Origin of the sequence: Clostridium lacusfryxellense (assembly GCF_018861735.1) — a bacterium.
GTDB classification, from domain to species: Bacteria; Bacillota; Clostridia; order Clostridiales; family Clostridiaceae; genus Clostridium_AD; species Clostridium_AD lacusfryxellense.
Genome location: NZ_JAHLEB010000011.1, coordinates 1 through 15,595, shown reverse-complemented (window position 1 = coordinate 15,595; position 15,595 = coordinate 1). Strand labels below are relative to the sequence as shown.

The window sequence follows — 15,595 nt, the reverse complement described above, 5'->3', positions numbered from 1 at the left end:
GTGATTTAATGGAGGATATAGCACCGTTATTTCATATTAAATTCTTTGGTTACAGTATTGGAATTGTTGAGAGTATATTTGTTCAGTGGTGCATAATTGCTATAGTAGCCGTATTATGTCTATGTTTTACAAGAAACTTAAAAATAATCCCAGATAAAAAACAGAATATAATAGAAATGATTATGGATTTTATAAACAACCTCGTTAAAAATAATATGGGGGAAGAGTATATGGGGTTTGTACCTTATATAGGAACAATAGTAATCTTCTTATCAATTGCTAATTTGACGGGTCTGCTAGGAGTTACGCCTCCTACAGTAGATTATAGTGTATCACTAGCACTAGCATTAATAACATTCTTTGTTGTTCAATGGTTTGCTATTAAAAAAATTGGCTTAGGCCACTATTTCAAAGGATATGTCGAACCGTATTCATTTATACTTCCTATAAATCTAATAGAAAGAGTAATGCTACCAGTATCATTAAGTTTTCGTTTATTTGGAAATATGACGGCAGGGGTTGTAATAATAGAGCTGGCATATAAAAGTTTAGCAAGTTTGAATGGATTTGCCCAAGTACTTCTTCCGATACCATTACATTTTTATTTCGATTTATTTGATGGTCTTATTCAGATGGTTATTTTCGTAATGCTTACAATGGTTAATATAAAAGTTATAGCAGAACACTAAATTTAGTTTTTTAAAATTAAGGAGGAATATTTTATGGCTATAGATTCAACAACAATAATTACAGCAGCATCTGCAATAGGTGCAGGTCTTGCAGCAATAGGATGTATTGGCGGAGGAATAGGAACAGGGAATGCGGCAGCTAAAGCGGTAGAAGGCGTTGCAAGGCAACCAGAAGCTAGAGGATCTATTATTAGTACGTTAGTCATAGGTGCTGCATTTTCAGAAGCTACAGCTATTTATGCGTTTTTAATAGCACTAATCTTAGCATTTAAATAAAATGGAATATATCAAAATGAGAAATTTTGAAATTAGGCCTAAAGGGGGCTTTAATAGATTATGAATTTGAGCTTGCATTTACCTACAATTGTATTCACTATAGTAAATTTTATTATATTACTATTTATCTTAAAGTACTTTTTTAGTAAGCCAGTAAACAAGATATTAGATGAAAGAAAAAATGGAATAAATACATCTATTAAGAATGCTAAAGATAATGAAGAAAAAGCAGAAATATCAAGAAAAGAGAAGGACCAATTATTGCATGAGTCAAGGTCAAAGGGAAGAGAAATAGTAGAAGAGTATAAAGTGAAAGCTCAAAATATTTCTCAAGAAATTATCGATGACGCGAAAAAAGAATCAAATGTAATTATTGAAAGAACAAGAGTGGAAATAGAAAGAGAGAAACAAAAGGCAGAAAGTGAAATAAAAAAGCAAGTCATAGATTTATCACTAATACTATCTGAAAAAGCTTTAGAAAGACACATAGATGAAGCAGAACATAGAAAATTAATTGAGGATTTCATATTTAAGGTAGGTAACTAAAATGTATGAATACTTGGATAAAAGATATGCACTAGCGCTATATACAGTTGCAGAGGAAAAAGGCAAAGTAGAAGAATATTTAGATGATATGAGACAAATTGTTCTAATTATGAAAAATGATGTCGAGTTTCTAAAAGTTATTAAACATCCTAAAATAAGTACTTCTACAAAGAAGAAGATGTTTATTAATATCTTTAAGGGTAGAATTGATGAGGAAGTTTTATCTTTTTTACTTATTCTTATTGAAAAAGATAGAATACTATTCACTGGAGAAAAGCTTAAAGAAATGGAGAAAATCCATTTAGAGCGTAATAACACTTTAATAGCTGAGGTTAGGACAGTAATATCTCTTAATGAAACTGAAAGAGAGAACCTTCGCGAAAAATTGTGTGACATTTATGATAAAAAAATTATTTTAGAAGAAAAATTAGATAAAAATATTATCGGTGGAGTATATATAAGAGTCGGCGATGATGTTATTGATGGTACATTAAAAAGTAAATTAGAAGAAATGAAGAAATTAATGTTTAAATAGGAATGGAGGTGAGTTTATGAATATTAGACCGGAAGAAATAACATCCATAATAAAGAAAGAAATTGAAAGATATGAAAATAAAATAGACACAGTTGACTCAGGCACAATAATTCAAATAGGCGATGGAATTGCAAGGGTTTATGGATTAGATGAATGCATGGAAAGTGAACTTTTAGAGTTCCCTAATGGTGTATTTGGAATGGCATTAAATTTGGAGCAAGACAATGTCGGGTGTGTATTATTAGGACCAGAAGAGGGCATCAAAGAAGGTGACATAGTTAAAAGAACTGGCAGAGTTGTTGAAGTTCCCGTTGGAGAGGCCTTAATAGGAAGAGTTGTAAATGCATTAGGTGTTCCAATAGACGGTAAAGGACCAGTTAAAACTACAGAGACAAGGCCAGTAGAAGTAGAGGCACCTGGAGTTATTGAAAGACAATCAGTTAAAGAACCACTTCAAACTGGGATAAAAGCAATAGACTCTATGGTACCAATTGGACGAGGTCAAAGAGAACTTATAATAGGGGATAGACAAACTGGTAAAACAGCATTAACCATTGACACTATTCTAAATCAAAAGGGTAAAGATGTTATATGTATATATGTAGCTATTGGTCAAAAGCAATCTACAGTTGCTCATATTGTTAATACGTTGTCTGAAATGGGAGCAATGGATTATACAATAGTTGTAGCGTCAACAGCTTCACATTCTGCTCCATTACAGTATCTAGCGCCTTATGCTGGATGTAGTATGGGAGAATATTTTATGCATAATGGCAAGAATGTATTAATAGTATATGACGATTTATCTAAGCATGCAGTTGCTTATAGAGCAATGTCACTATTACTTCGTAGACCGCCAGGCAGAGAAGCGTATCCTGGAGATGTATTTTATATTCATTCAAGATTACTCGAAAGGGCTGCAAAACTTTCAGACAAATTAGGTGGAGGATCGTTAACAGCGCTTCCTATAATTGAAACTCTTGCAGGAGATGTTACATCTTATATACCAACCAATGTAATTTCTATAACGGATGGACAGATATTCCTTGAGGCTGAATTATTTCACTCGGGTCAAAGACCGGCGGTTAATGCTGGAATATCTGTATCAAGAGTTGGTGGTAATGCTCAAATAAAGGCTATGAAACAAGTTTCTGGAACTTTAAGACTTGAACTAGCTCAATATAGAGAACTTGCTGCGTTTGCTCAGTTTGGTACAGATCTTGATAGGGATGCCAAAATGAGGCTTGAAAAAGGTAAAAGATTAATTGAGATATTAAAACAAGATCAATATTCACCAGTACCAGTAGAAAAGCAAGTTATGATTTTCTTTGCTGGATCAAATAACTATCTTATGGATATTCCGGTACATCAAGTAATTAGATTTGAAAGTGAATTTTTTGAGTACATGGATACCCATCATAGAGATATAGGTAAATCAATAGTAGATGAAATGGTATTAAGTGATGAAATAAAACAACAACTTATTGAAGCGATAGATGATTTCAAAAAAATATTCGTATTAGAAGAACGTTAACGATATTTTACAATAAATCGTTAGGGCGTAGAAAGTAGGCAATGATTAAGTTGCCTCTATAATTTATTTATTGAGGCTAAAGTGAGGTGAAACATGTCAGGTATGGGGCTTATCGCAATTAAGCGAAGAATAAAATCCATAACAAATACTACAAAAATCACCAGAGCCATGGGACTAGTTGCCACATCTAAATATAAAAAGATAAGGCAAAAAGTAGAGGTTAACAATAATTATGTAGAGATGCTTTATGAAACTATGAAGCAAGTTAAAATTAATTATGAGGAAGATAGCATCTACATAAAAGGTAATGAAAGTAGTAAAAAAATGTATGTTGTATTGACCTCGGATACAGGTCTTTGTGGTGGCTTTAATTGGTCGGTTGTAAATAAAATGTTGATTAGTGTAAAGGGTAGCGTTGAAGGTGAAACTAAAGATTATAGTGTAATTATTGTAGGGCAAAAAGGAAGAGCTTTACTTAAAAAACTTAATATAGAAACTGTTGCTGAATACGTCGAAATTCCGGATATACCTACTCAAAAAGAAGCTATGACCATTATTAATCGTGCTATTGGTATGTACATTGATGGTGATATAGGTGAAGTGAATGTTGTTTATAAAAAACTTATATCTGCGCTGAAAAATGAAGTTATAATTGAGAAGTTACTTCCATTAAATTTTAAAGATGAAGTGGATGGGAATAAAGAGTATGTAGACGTTGATGCAATAGATGAAACCGCAATGGATGAAATTACGAACTTGTTTTTAACCGGGAAGGTTATGAATGCTATGCTGCATTCAAGAGCTAGTGAGCACAGGGCTAGAATGGAGTCTATGGGGTCAGCTACTAACAACGCTAACGATATACTTGATAAACTCAATTTAAGTTATAATAGGATTAGACAAAGTGCAATTACACAAGAGATTTCAGAAATAGTTGGAGGAGCGGAAGCTCAAAGGTAAAAAGGAGTGAAAACAATGCCAGGACATATAGGTAAAGTAGTCCAAATAATAGGACCAGTTATAGATATAAAATTTGACTCAGATAGTCTTCCTAATATCTACAATAGCATTGAAATTCAGATGGATGATAGAGTTGTTGTTGCTGAAGTTGAGCAACATATTGGTGATGATATTGTAAGATCTGTAGCTATGGAAAGTACAGAAGGATTAAGGCGAGGTCTTGAGGCGTTTGACACAGGAAGTCCGATATCGGTTCCAGTTGGGAATGTAGTTCTTGGAAGGTTATTCAATGTTCTTGGAAAACCTATGGATGAAATGGGCGAAGTGAAGGTAGAAAAATATATGCCTATTCATAGGTTAGCTCCAACATTTGAAGAGCAATCTGTTGAACCAGAAGTGTTTGAGACAGGGATAAAGGTAATAGATTTAATAGCTCCATATCAGAAAGGCGGTAAAATTGGTCTTTTTGGAGGTGCTGGAGTTGGTAAAACCGTTCTCATTCAAGAACTTATGAATAACATTGCAAAAGAACATAATGGACTGTCGGTATTTACCGGAGTTGGTGAAAGAACTAGAGAAGGGAATGACCTTTATAATGAAATGAAAGAGTCGGGAGTTATATCCAAAACGGCTTTAGTTTTCGGACAGATGAATGAACCACCTGGTGCTAGAATGAGAGTTGCATTAACTGGGCTTACAATGTCAGAATATTTTAGAGATCACGGGCAGGATGTACTTCTATTTATAGATAATATATTTAGATTTACGCAAGCTGGTTCAGAAGTATCTGCGTTATTAGGTAGAATACCAAGTGCTGTTGGGTATCAACCAACACTTGCTACGGAAATGGGACAATTACAAGAAAGAATTACGTCTACAAAACAAGGATCTATTACTTCTGTGCAGGCTGTATACGTACCGGCAGATGATTTAACAGATCCTGCTCCGGCAACTACATTTAGTCATCTTGATGCCACTACAGTTCTATCAAGAGGAATAGTTGAGCTTGGTATTTACCCAGCGGTAGATCCGTTAGAATCTACTTCAACAATGCTTGATCCTAGAATAGTTGGTAGGGAACACTATGATGTAACTATAAAGGTTAGACATATACTTGAAAGATATAAAGAACTTCAAGATATTATTGCAATACTTGGTATAGATGAATTATCTGAAGAAGATAAATTGGTAGTATTAAGAGCAAGAAAGGTTCAGAGGTTCTTGTCACAACCATTTACTGTAGCGGAGCAATTTACTGGAATGAAGGGTAAATTTGTACCAGTAAAAGAAACGGTACGAGGATTTAAAGAAATCCTTGAAGGAAAACACGATAATTTACCAGAAGCAGCATTTATGTTTGTTGGTTCTATAGAAGAGGCAGTAGAAAAAGCTAAAACTATGGCTAGTGAATAAAAAGTTTTAAGAATATATGTTTAGAAATGGAAGTGGTTAAGGATGGAAAAGCATATAAAACTTACTATACTTACTCCAGAGATGGAGTTTTATAGTGGTGAGATCCTGAATCTTAATACGCAGAGTGATAATGGTAGATTTAGTATTCTTGCGAATCATGTTCCTATGATATCTCCATTAAAACCAACTGTAACAACATTTACAGACGTAGATGGTAAAGCATTTAAAGCTTTTACGTCGACGGGGGTTTTAAGAGTAGTTAATGGAACTATAGAAATGGTATGTAATGCCTGTGAATGGCCAGAAAATATAGATATTGAAAGAGCAAAACATGCAAAAGAAAGAGCCGAGGAAAGATTGGGAGATAAGCACGGAGTGGGGTTTATAAGAACTGAAAATGCTATACTGCGGGCGCTTGAGAGAATTAGGACAAAAGGGTAGGGATTTTAAAATGAAGATATTAATTTATCTTCATTTTTTTTATGCCGAAAATATATGATAAAAAATTATTTTAAGCACATTTATATTAAATATATATATATTAATAATATAAAGAATATAAAATTAAATACCAATTTTTATAGGTCTCCTACCTATACAATAAATAAAATAACCCTCTTCACACTTGTGCTGGGGGATGATTTTATTAATATAATAAATGTAAAAATTTAGTTATTAGCAGACTAAAAAAAGAAATTATTGTCAATAATCTAATTATAGGTAGGGGGAGTTTATAATGAAAAAAAAGAGTATAGCGCTTTTGTGTATAGTATTGTGCTTAATTATTTTACAAATTAATATTAAATTTACAAATGCACAAGAGGAAGGTAATTTATTTGACCAGATTTTACTACAAACTAAAAGTAAAACTGTAGAATATGGATTGAAGGCATCATTCAAAACTGTCGAGGAACCCAAAATTATATGTAACTATTTAATTCAATCTTTAGATCTTAATAGCAAAAATATAAAATTAAATAGGTCTAAGGATGAAGATTCTTATTGTATAGAGTTTACAGGCAAAAATATTGAAGGATATATACAAGGATTAAAATATGATAACCAAGGACTGAAATACGATAATGAGAATGATATAACGATAAACATAAGTAGGGTAGGGAATAAAAATGGACTAGTATCCCTTAAAAATAAAATTAGAACCGGTATTGGAAGCAGAGGTAAAGATATTAAATATTATCAATATCTTAAGGCCAAAAGTGAAGATAGTAAGTCATATGTAAAAATTAAAGATATTTATAGAGCCAATAATGGAATAATAAAACTTTTAAAGTTGGGCGGAGCAATAAACATTGACACTGTGAGTTTAAATAACGGGCTAAGTACCATAGCATATACCAAAAGGTATGATGAGAAAGTAACTAATAATAAGTTGATTGATTTTAATTATGCAATATGTAATTATTCATCAGGAACGTACATTATTATAGGTACACCTGAAATAATTATAACTTATTAAAAATTAACAATTTAATGGAGGTAATAAATGGATAAATTAGTTATAAAAGGTGGGAAAAAATTACAAGGTGAAGTTAATATTAGCTCGGCTAAAAATTCGGTTCTCCCTATATTAGCTGCAACAATATTAAACGGGAATAGTTGTACTATTGAAAATGCGCCTATGCTTGAGGATGTATTTGTAATTTGCGATGTATTAAAATCACTTAAAGCAGACGTTAATATTGATAAAATTAATAATACGGTAAAAATAAATACTGCTAATTTATTTGATAATGGTGCTAACGATGAATTAGTAAGAAAAATGAGAGCATCTTTTTTAATAATGGGGCCAATGCTTGGAAGATTTGGAAGTTTCAAAATTTCATTGCCAGGTGGGTGCAATATTGGGACTAGACCTATTGATCTTCATTTAAAAGGATTATCAGCATTAGGTGCTGAGATATTTGTAGGCCACGGATATGTAGAGGCAAAAGCAAAGAAACTAGTTGGAAGCAATATATATTTAGACTACCCATCAGTTGGTGCTACAGAAAATATAATGATGGCAGCAACGCTTGCCTATGGAGAAACAATAATAGGAAATGCAGCGGAAGAACCAGAAATTGTAGATTTAGCAAAGTTTCTAAGGAATATGGGTGCTCAAATAAGCGGGGAAGGAACAGATACTATTAGGATTTTAGGGGTTAAAGATTTCAGAGAGGTTGTTTATACACCTATATGTGACAGAATAGAGGCGGGTACATTTATGATAACCGCTGCAATGACAAAGAGTTTAGTTAAAATTAATGGAGTTGATGCCGTGCATTCAAAACCAATAATTGCAAAGCTAACGGAAATGGGTGTAGCAATAGAAATTAATAATAGCAGTATAACGGTTGATGGTAGAAAAAAATTAAATCCAATAGATATAAAGACTATGCCTTACCCAGGATTCCCAACTGACATGCAAGCCCAGATGATGAGTTTATTATGTACTGTGAAAGGTACAAGTATAATTACAGAAACTATATTTGAAAATAGATTTATGCATGCCGTAGAACTTAAGAGAATGGGAGCTAATATAAAAATAGATGGGAGAAGTGCTGTAATAGAGGGAATAGATATGTTTACGGGGTGTGATGTTACAGCTACGGATTTAAGAGCGGGAGCAGCATTAATACTTGCAGGTCTTACTGCAGAGGGCACAACAACAATAAAGGATATATATCATATCGATAGAGGTTATGTTTCTATTGAAGAAAAATTAAAAGGTCTAGGGGCGGATATAGAAAGAGTACATTCTCGTGATTAGTATATAATAAATAGTACTAAAATTTATAAAATATAATATTGAAAGCCAAAAGGAATGAGATGTATTTCAATTCTTTTGGTTTTATATTGCGTTAACCTAACATTTATATTTCACTGAAATTGAGAGTCGAAAAAAGTAATATTATTTATATTTATTTAATATGTATTATGGTAGAGCTTTTTACATAACTGAGAGGAGAAAAGAATGAGAAGAGTTTTTATTACAGTGCATTTAAAAAATGTAATTTTACTAATTACCGCATTTATTGTATTCATAGTAATAGCTTCTGTTTTAATAGTGGGAGTGGGAAATAACGTTAGTATAAGTAAAAGCAAAAACTCTGAAATTAAGTCGCAAGACAATAACAATATTATTAAGTATAGCGAACTACCAAAAACAACTAAAGTTAAAGTTTATATTACAAAAGAAAATGCTGTTAAGGAACTCAACTTAGAAGAATATGTGACGGGAGTTGTTGCTGCTGAAATGCCGGCTGCATTTGCAGTAGAAGCATTAAAAGCTCAAGCAGTGGCTGCTAGGACGTATGCTTTAGCACATGTTATAGAAGATGGGGGAACCCCGTGTAAGAATGGTAGGGGGGCTGATTTGTGTGATACGGTGCACTGTCAGGTTTATATGAGTAAAACAGAACGTGTACAGGCATGGAATATAGATAATAAAAATAAAGGTGAGCAGTTATGGAATAAGATTAGTAAAGCTGTAAAAGACACATCGGGTGAGGTTTTAACGTATAATAACGAGCTGGTAATGGAACCTTATTATTTTTCAACTAGCAGTGGGAAAACAGAAAATTCTGAAGAAGTATTTAGTACTAGTATACCTTATTTAAGGAGTGTAGAAAGTCCGGGAGAAGAAACTGTAAGAAATGCTAAGAGTATTAAAATTGTTAAATATAAAGAGCTAAGCCTAGCGATAAATAATAATTATAATAATTCTAAGGTAACCTCGACTAATATAAAGAATCAAATAAAAATACTTGATAGAACCGAGGGTGGTAGTGTTAAAAATATTAAGGTAGGTAATATAACTATGACAGGCAGCAAATTTAGAACAATGCTAGGGCTAAAGTCGTCAAATTTTGAAATAAAGTTTAATACAACTAGTATGGAGATTGATTGTAGTGGTTATGGTCACGGTGTAGGAATGAGTCAATTCGGTGCAGATGCTATGGGGAAAGCTGGAAAAAATTACAATCAAATTTTAACTCATTATTACCAAGGTACGGTTATATCCAAATAAAATATGGATGCGCTGGTTATTCTCTATAAGAAAGGGTAACTAGCTTTCTTTTTTATAAAAATAACATCATAAAATACTTAAAAAACAAATAAGTATAAATAAATTTTAGAAAATATGTATGTTTTATTAGTTTATGGACAAAAATACAAATGGAGGTGTTTGTATGGATAAGAACGCAAACAATAAGACATTAAATTTTTTTAAGAAGGAAGGCTTCTATGTAATTTTATTTGTTTGTTTATGTATAGTAGCTACAGTGGCATCTATAACAGCAAACAATAATAAAAAGATATCAAGTAATCAAGAAGCATTACAACAACAACAGGCAAATGCAGCAAGTGTATTAAAACAAGAGCAAAAGGAATATGAGGGTGCACTTCAAGTGAAAAAAGATAATCTAGCTAAGGCTGAAGCACTTAAAGAGGTACCGAACATCAAAAAAGTTACAACCAAAACAGAAGATGCAGCGGTTTCAAGTTCAGTTAATGCTAAGTTTCAGAAACCAGTAGCAAATGGAACGCTTGCAAGAGCATATTCAAAAGATATTGATTCAGTAGTATGGAAGACTGATGGAAGCTATAGAACAAACTTAGGTATTGACATTCAAGCAAAGATAGGTGAAAAGGTTGTATCTGTCATGGATGGAATAGTTAAAGCGGTTGGAACTGACGTTGAAGGTCAAAAGGGCATGATGGTTCAAATAGATCATCAAAATGGTTTAGTCACCAATTATACTAATTTAGATAATAAAATATTGGTTAAAAAGGGTGATAAAGTAACTAAAAATCAACAAATTGGTTCGGTGGGAAACACTAGTTTAAATTCATATAACGAAGTTTATGGTTCTCACTTGCATTTTGAAGTTTTGCAAAATAGTAAGAATATTGATCCTGCTAAATATGTAAATTATGAAAAATACCAACCAGCAACAGTTAAAAAATAACCAATAACCATCTCAATTAGCCATTTTTCTGAAATATATGGTCAGATGACTAATTGGAATGGAATTTAAAAGCAAGGTATTGCATATTTATAAATATAGAAGGGTTTAGGAGGTAACACTTTGAAAGACTATATTGAAGACCGAGTATTAGAAGTTGCAAAATATATTATTGAATCAAAAGCTACAATAAGAAGAACAGCCAAAGTGTTTGGAGTTAGCAAAAGTACTATACACAAGGATATGACGGAAAGATTGCCTACTATAAATCCTCTAATTGCTAACGAAGCAAAAATAATTTTGGATTTAAATAAAGCAGAGCGACATATAAGAGGTGGAAGGGCAACTATGCTGAAATACAAGGCAATAGAAGGATGAAAACATTTCTGGCTAGAACCTATAAAAAATAAAAAAATAAAAAAATTAAAAAAGAGGATTTTTTTATGTCTTTATAGAATAGAGTTTAGTATAATTTAAATATCGAATATACTAAAGAGCAGGAGTGGTTTTGAAATGTTTTTTTTTAAAATGGGTACGGATATGGGAATTGATTTAGGCACAGCCACAGTACTTGTATACATTAAGGGCAAGGGTGTTATTTTAAAAGAGCCCTCTGTTGTTGCCATTGATAGAAACAATAACAGAGTACTAGCAGTTGGCGAAGAAGCAAGGAAAATGATCGGGAGAACGCCAGGAAATATTGTGGCTATTCGTCCTATGAGGGATGGGGTTATATCAGATTATGATATAACTGAAAGAATGTTAAAGCATTTTATTAAAAAAGCTTGTGGTAAAAGAAGATTATCTGCACCAAAAGTTGTAATTTGCGTTCCATGTGAAGCGACAGAAGTAGAAAGAAGAGCAGTAGAAGATGCAGCCAGAAATGCTGGAGCTAAGAAAGTTCAACTTATAGAAGAACCCCTAGCAGCAGCAATCGGAGCAGGACTAGATATCACTCGTGCAAGTGGTAATATGGTTATTGATATCGGTGGAGGAACTACTGACATTGCAGTTATTTCTTTAGGAGGCATGGTGGTTCGTCAGTCAATTAAAGTGGCTGGAGATAGGTTTGATGAGGATATTATTAAATATATTAGGAAAAAACATAAGTTAATGATTGGTGAGAGGACTGCAGAGGACTTAAAGATCAACATAGGTTGTGCATATAAACAAGAAGAAGATGCAAGCATGGAGATAAGAGGAAGAGATTTAGTTACAGGTCTTCCTAAAAATTTAGCAGTAACATCTGAAGAGATGAGAGAAGCACTAAAAGATGCAGTATCTTTAATAGCAGGATGTGCACACTCCGTTTTAGAAAAAACACCACCTGAGCTTTCAGCAGATATAGCTGATAAAGGCATAGTTATGACTGGTGGGGGAGCACTACTCAAAGGTTTAGATAAACTTATACAAGAGATAACTAAGGTTCCAGTCTATTTGGCGGAGGATCCAATTTCTTGTGTAGCGCTTGGAACTGGTAAGGTTCTAGATTATATTGGTAAATTGGATGGTTCATTTAATGGAGTAAACAACTATCTAATAGATTAAAAAGTGCAAACAAGCTATAAAAATAAGCAAAACAATTATTAAATTAATTGTTTTGCTTATTTTTATATTATATGAAGTGCGAATTATTTTAAAAAAGTTAAATCCTTTTCTTCAGTAGTAAGGGAATATAAATAATATGAATGCAAAAGAGAGCGGCTTAAGACACTTGCAATTTCCATTACTAAACTAAGTCTTATGTTTCTATTAGTGAACACTTCACTATCGTCACTTGAATCTACTATACCTATCAATGAAACATTGCCTACCTTAGGGAGCGTTTTACCTACACCTTTGCCGGGATGAATAGGATAATTTCTTGCTTGGAGTTCTCCAATGTTTGAGATGTCACCTAAACAAGCATCTACCCCAATTATAGTACAATTGGGGTGTAATGCATTTATTTCAGATAATTTACTATCGATGTTTAGCGCATGAATTGGATTATCTATAGTTCCATACACAGGCAATGGAAAGGAGCTATTCTTTAAAAATGTACCCACAAGAGGTCCTAGACAATCGCCAATACATCTATCAGTGCCTATACAAACAACTAATGTGTTTTTATCTATATAATCTTTGAGATAATTAGAAATTGTATAGTAGGCCAAGGGATCTTTATAATGTGTTTTAGTTTTACTCAAGAAATATACCTCCTTGTATAACGCTATAGAAAAATAATAAGTTATTATTTTCCTATGAACTATTTATATGAATAAACACAACGATTTATTATGATAAAACAATAAAAAATAGATTATTTTAAAAAATATACGTGTTAGTTATTCTAAATAGTATATATATAATGAGTTTTTTTAACATAAATAATATATTGCATTGATGTCTAATAACGAGCGAATATGAGGAAGATATAGTATTAAGGAGGAGATTTGGTCAGAACAAGTAAAATGGGGTTGAAATTAATTAATTAAAGTTGTATAATAATTCTTGTCGACACGGTAAAGCGACGAAAAACATAATATGCTGGCATGGCTCAACGGTAGAGCAGCTGACTTGTAATCAGCAGGTTGTAGGTTCGATTCCTATTGCCAGCTCCAAAATGGAGGAGTTCCCGAGTGGCCAAAGGGGGCAGACTGTAAATCTGTTACGTAATGTTTCGATGGTTCGAATCCGTCCTCCTCCACCATTTATCATACTAACGACAGTTAGTACAGTTACCTTAGATTATGGGAGCATAGCTCAGCTGGGAGAGCATCTGCCTTACAAGCAGAGGGTCACAGGTTCGAACCCTGTTGTTCCCACCATAACATCTTTTTTAGGCTAAAATACATGCTGGCATGGCTCAACGGTAGAGCAGCTGACTTGTAATCAGCAGGTTGTAGGTTCAATTCCTATTGCCAGCTCCAAACATGGAGGAGTTCCCGAGTGGCCAAAGGGGGCAGACTGTAAATCTGTTACGTAATGTTTCGATGGTTCGAATCCGTCCTCCTCCACCAAAAGACATCTATAGATGTCTTTTTTACTTAGTTCATTTTTAGAAGAATATAGATTCTGTTGACACTGCTAAATGCATGTGGTAATATAATTAAAACTTAATATTGATAACTCTTATCAAGAGAGGTGGAGGGAAAAAGGCCCTATGAAACCCGGCAACCGGTGCAATGCACCATGGTGCCAATTCCTGCAGTTATAATCTGCAAGATAAGAAGAATGGTTAAAACACCTCTTCTTATAATTAGAAGAGGTTTTATTTTTATAAAAAAGAATTTTTAGGCACTCGAAAGGAGAATTATAATGAAACGATTATTTACATCAGAATCAGTTACAGAAGGGCATCCAGACAAAATTTGTGATCAAATCTCAGATGCTGTACTTGACGCTATATTAGAACAAGATCCTTATGCTAGAGTTGCTTGTGAAACAGCGGTTACTACAGGCATGGTACTAGTTATGGGAGAAATAACAACAAGTTGTTATGTGGATGTTCCTAAAGTTGTTAGGAATACCATTGAAGGTATAGGATACACTAGAGCAAAATATGGGTTTGATGCTAGTACATGCGCCGTAATTACGTCAATCAATGAACAATCACCAGATATAGCTATGGGAGTTGATGAGGCTTTAGAATCGAAAGCAGGCCTTGCTGATAAGACAGATTCAATAGGTGCTGGAGATCAAGGTATGATGTTTGGGTTTGCTACAAATGAGACACCAGAATTTATGCCATTACCAATTGCTATGGCTCATAGACTTGCAAGAAAATTAAGTGAAGTAAGAAAAGCTGGCACATTAGATTATTTAAGACCAGACGGAAAGACTCAAGTTACTGTTGAGTATGAAGACAATAAGCCAGTTAGAATAGATACTATAGTTATTTCAACTCAACATGGTATAGATGCAACTCATGATCAAATTGAGAATGATATAAAGGAATATGTAATCAAGCCAACAGTTCCAAGTGAATTGTTAGATGATGATACTAAATATTTCATAAATCCTACAGGTAGATTTGTAATCGGAGGCCCACAAGGTGACTCTGGTTTAACTGGAAGAAAGATTATAGTTGATACCTATGGAGGATATGGAAGACATGGCGGTGGAGCATTCTCAGGAAAAGATCCAACAAAAGTTGATAGATCTGCTGCATACGCTGCAAGATGGGTTGCTAAAAATTTAGTAGCTGCAGGTGTTTCTGATAAACTAGAAATAGAACTTGCATATGCTATAGGCGTAGCGAAACCAGTATCTATAGAAGTTGATACTTTTGGAACAGGAAAAATTTCCGATGATAAGATTGTAGAAATAATAGGGAAAGTATTTGATCTAAGACCAGCTGTTATTATCAGGGAGTTAGATCTTAGAAGACCTATTTATAAACAGGTAGCTGCTTATGGTCATTTTGGAAGAACCGATTTAGATCTTACATGGGAAAAACTAAATAAAGTAGATGAAATAAAGAAATATTTATAGCAAAAAAAGGGATAATAAATAATAATTGTTATCCCTTTTTTTTATTTTTTGGATTATTAATCAGAATTTTGATAAAACTTAAGATAGACCAGCTAGTTAAAGTCAACTATTTAATTTAAATTTGTTTAAAGTTATTTAGATTAATTTTTTGCACAACAAAAAAACCGTTTCAAAAGACGAACGATGGTAAAAAAGG

Annotated in this window: 16 protein-coding genes, 5 tRNA genes and 1 riboswitch; of the genes, 20 read left to right on the top strand and 1 reads right to left on the bottom strand. The window is 33.2% G+C overall.

What is annotated here, in order from left to right:
• The first annotated feature begins 8 nt into the window (after window positions 1-8).
• The 14 genes from KPL55_RS08340 to KPL55_RS08275 all read left to right on the top strand — a co-directional run bounded on the left by KPL55_RS08340 (window position 9) and on the right by KPL55_RS08275 (window position 12,471).
• Window positions 9-689 (top strand): F0F1 ATP synthase subunit A, encoded by a 681-nt coding sequence (locus KPL55_RS08340; RefSeq protein WP_216306254.1) that lies wholly within the window; start codon window positions 9-11, stop codon window positions 687-689.
• Window positions 690-722: 33 nt separating this feature from the next.
• Entirely contained in the window at window positions 723-965 is a 243-nt protein-coding gene (gene atpE, locus KPL55_RS08335; protein ID WP_216306253.1) for an ATP synthase F0 subunit C, read from the top strand.
• Between the two features lie 66 nt (window positions 966-1,031).
• Window positions 1,032-1,511 (top strand): F0F1 ATP synthase subunit B, encoded by a 480-nt coding sequence (locus KPL55_RS08330; protein ID WP_216306347.1) that lies wholly within the window; start codon window positions 1,032-1,034, stop codon window positions 1,509-1,511.
• Between the two features lies 1 nt (window position 1,512).
• The gene (locus KPL55_RS08325; RefSeq protein ID WP_216306252.1) at window positions 1,513-2,046 is read left to right on the top strand and encodes a F0F1 ATP synthase subunit delta; all 534 of its coding nucleotides are present in this window, start codon (window positions 1,513-1,515) and stop codon (window positions 2,044-2,046) included.
• Window positions 2,047-2,062: 16 nt separating this feature from the next.
• Window positions 2,063-3,580, top strand: coding sequence for a F0F1 ATP synthase subunit alpha (atpA, locus tag KPL55_RS08320; protein ID WP_216306251.1), 1,518 nt, complete (start codon window positions 2,063-2,065; stop codon window positions 3,578-3,580).
• 93 nt (window positions 3,581-3,673) lie between these two features.
• Window positions 3,674-4,540, top strand: a complete 867-nt coding sequence (gene atpG, locus KPL55_RS08315) for an ATP synthase F1 subunit gamma (protein ID WP_216306250.1) — start codon at window positions 3,674-3,676, stop codon at window positions 4,538-4,540.
• 15 nt (window positions 4,541-4,555) lie between these two features.
• Complete coding sequence (gene atpD / locus KPL55_RS08310) at window positions 4,556-5,953, top strand: F0F1 ATP synthase subunit beta (protein ID WP_216306249.1); 1,398 nt, start codon at window positions 4,556-4,558, stop codon at window positions 5,951-5,953.
• 42 nt (window positions 5,954-5,995) lie between these two features.
• Complete coding sequence (gene atpC, locus KPL55_RS08305) at window positions 5,996-6,394, top strand: ATP synthase F1 subunit epsilon (RefSeq protein WP_216306248.1); 399 nt, start codon at window positions 5,996-5,998, stop codon at window positions 6,392-6,394.
• Between the two features lie 295 nt (window positions 6,395-6,689).
• Complete coding sequence (locus tag KPL55_RS08300; protein WP_216306247.1) at window positions 6,690-7,430, top strand: YwmB family TATA-box binding protein; 741 nt, start codon at window positions 6,690-6,692, stop codon at window positions 7,428-7,430.
• A gap of 27 nt (window positions 7,431-7,457) precedes the next feature.
• On the top strand, window positions 7,458-8,723 hold the full coding sequence (murA, locus tag KPL55_RS08295; protein WP_216306246.1) for a UDP-N-acetylglucosamine 1-carboxyvinyltransferase: 1,266 nt from the start codon (window positions 7,458-7,460) through the stop codon (window positions 8,721-8,723).
• 204 nt (window positions 8,724-8,927) lie between these two features.
• The gene (gene spoIID / locus KPL55_RS08290; RefSeq protein WP_216306245.1) at window positions 8,928-9,983 is read left to right on the top strand and encodes a stage II sporulation protein D; all 1,056 of its coding nucleotides are present in this window, start codon (window positions 8,928-8,930) and stop codon (window positions 9,981-9,983) included.
• A gap of 163 nt (window positions 9,984-10,146) precedes the next feature.
• Window positions 10,147-10,926, top strand: coding sequence for a M23 family metallopeptidase (locus KPL55_RS08285; protein ID WP_216306244.1), 780 nt, complete (start codon window positions 10,147-10,149; stop codon window positions 10,924-10,926).
• A 120-nt stretch (window positions 10,927-11,046) separates the two neighbouring features.
• On the top strand, window positions 11,047-11,301 hold the full coding sequence (spoIIID, locus tag KPL55_RS08280) for a sporulation transcriptional regulator SpoIIID (RefSeq protein WP_216306243.1): 255 nt from the start codon (window positions 11,047-11,049) through the stop codon (window positions 11,299-11,301).
• Between the two features lie 135 nt (window positions 11,302-11,436).
• A complete protein-coding gene (locus KPL55_RS08275) occupies window positions 11,437-12,471 on the top strand; it encodes a rod shape-determining protein (RefSeq protein WP_216306242.1) in 1,035 nt (344 codons plus the stop codon).
• A gap of 83 nt (window positions 12,472-12,554) precedes the next feature.
• Here KPL55_RS08275 and yyaC read toward each other — a convergent pair whose 3' ends face one another.
• On the bottom strand, window positions 12,555-13,112 hold the full coding sequence (gene yyaC, locus KPL55_RS08270) for a spore protease YyaC (protein WP_216306241.1): 558 nt from the start codon (window positions 13,110-13,112) through the stop codon (window positions 12,555-12,557).
• A gap of 339 nt (window positions 13,113-13,451) precedes the next feature.
• Here yyaC and KPL55_RS08265 point away from each other — a divergent pair.
• The 6 genes from KPL55_RS08265 to metK all read left to right on the top strand — a co-directional run bounded on the left by KPL55_RS08265 (window position 13,452) and on the right by metK (window position 15,399).
• Window positions 13,452-13,526: transfer RNA gene (locus KPL55_RS08265), tRNA-Thr, on the top strand.
• 4 nt (window positions 13,527-13,530) lie between these two features.
• Window positions 13,531-13,615: transfer RNA gene (locus tag KPL55_RS08260), tRNA-Tyr, on the top strand.
• Between the two features lie 42 nt (window positions 13,616-13,657).
• Window positions 13,658-13,733, top strand: a tRNA-Val gene (locus KPL55_RS08255).
• A 27-nt stretch (window positions 13,734-13,760) separates the two neighbouring features.
• Window positions 13,761-13,835, top strand: a tRNA-Thr gene (locus KPL55_RS08250).
• A 5-nt stretch (window positions 13,836-13,840) separates the two neighbouring features.
• Window positions 13,841-13,925 (top strand) — tRNA-Tyr (locus tag KPL55_RS08245).
• Between the two features lie 109 nt (window positions 13,926-14,034).
• Window positions 14,035-14,137: riboswitch (SAM riboswitch) on the top strand.
• A gap of 86 nt (window positions 14,138-14,223) precedes the next feature.
• A complete protein-coding gene (gene metK / locus KPL55_RS08240) occupies window positions 14,224-15,399 on the top strand; it encodes a methionine adenosyltransferase (RefSeq protein WP_216306240.1) in 1,176 nt (391 codons plus the stop codon).
• Window positions 15,400-15,595 lie beyond the last annotated feature (196 nt).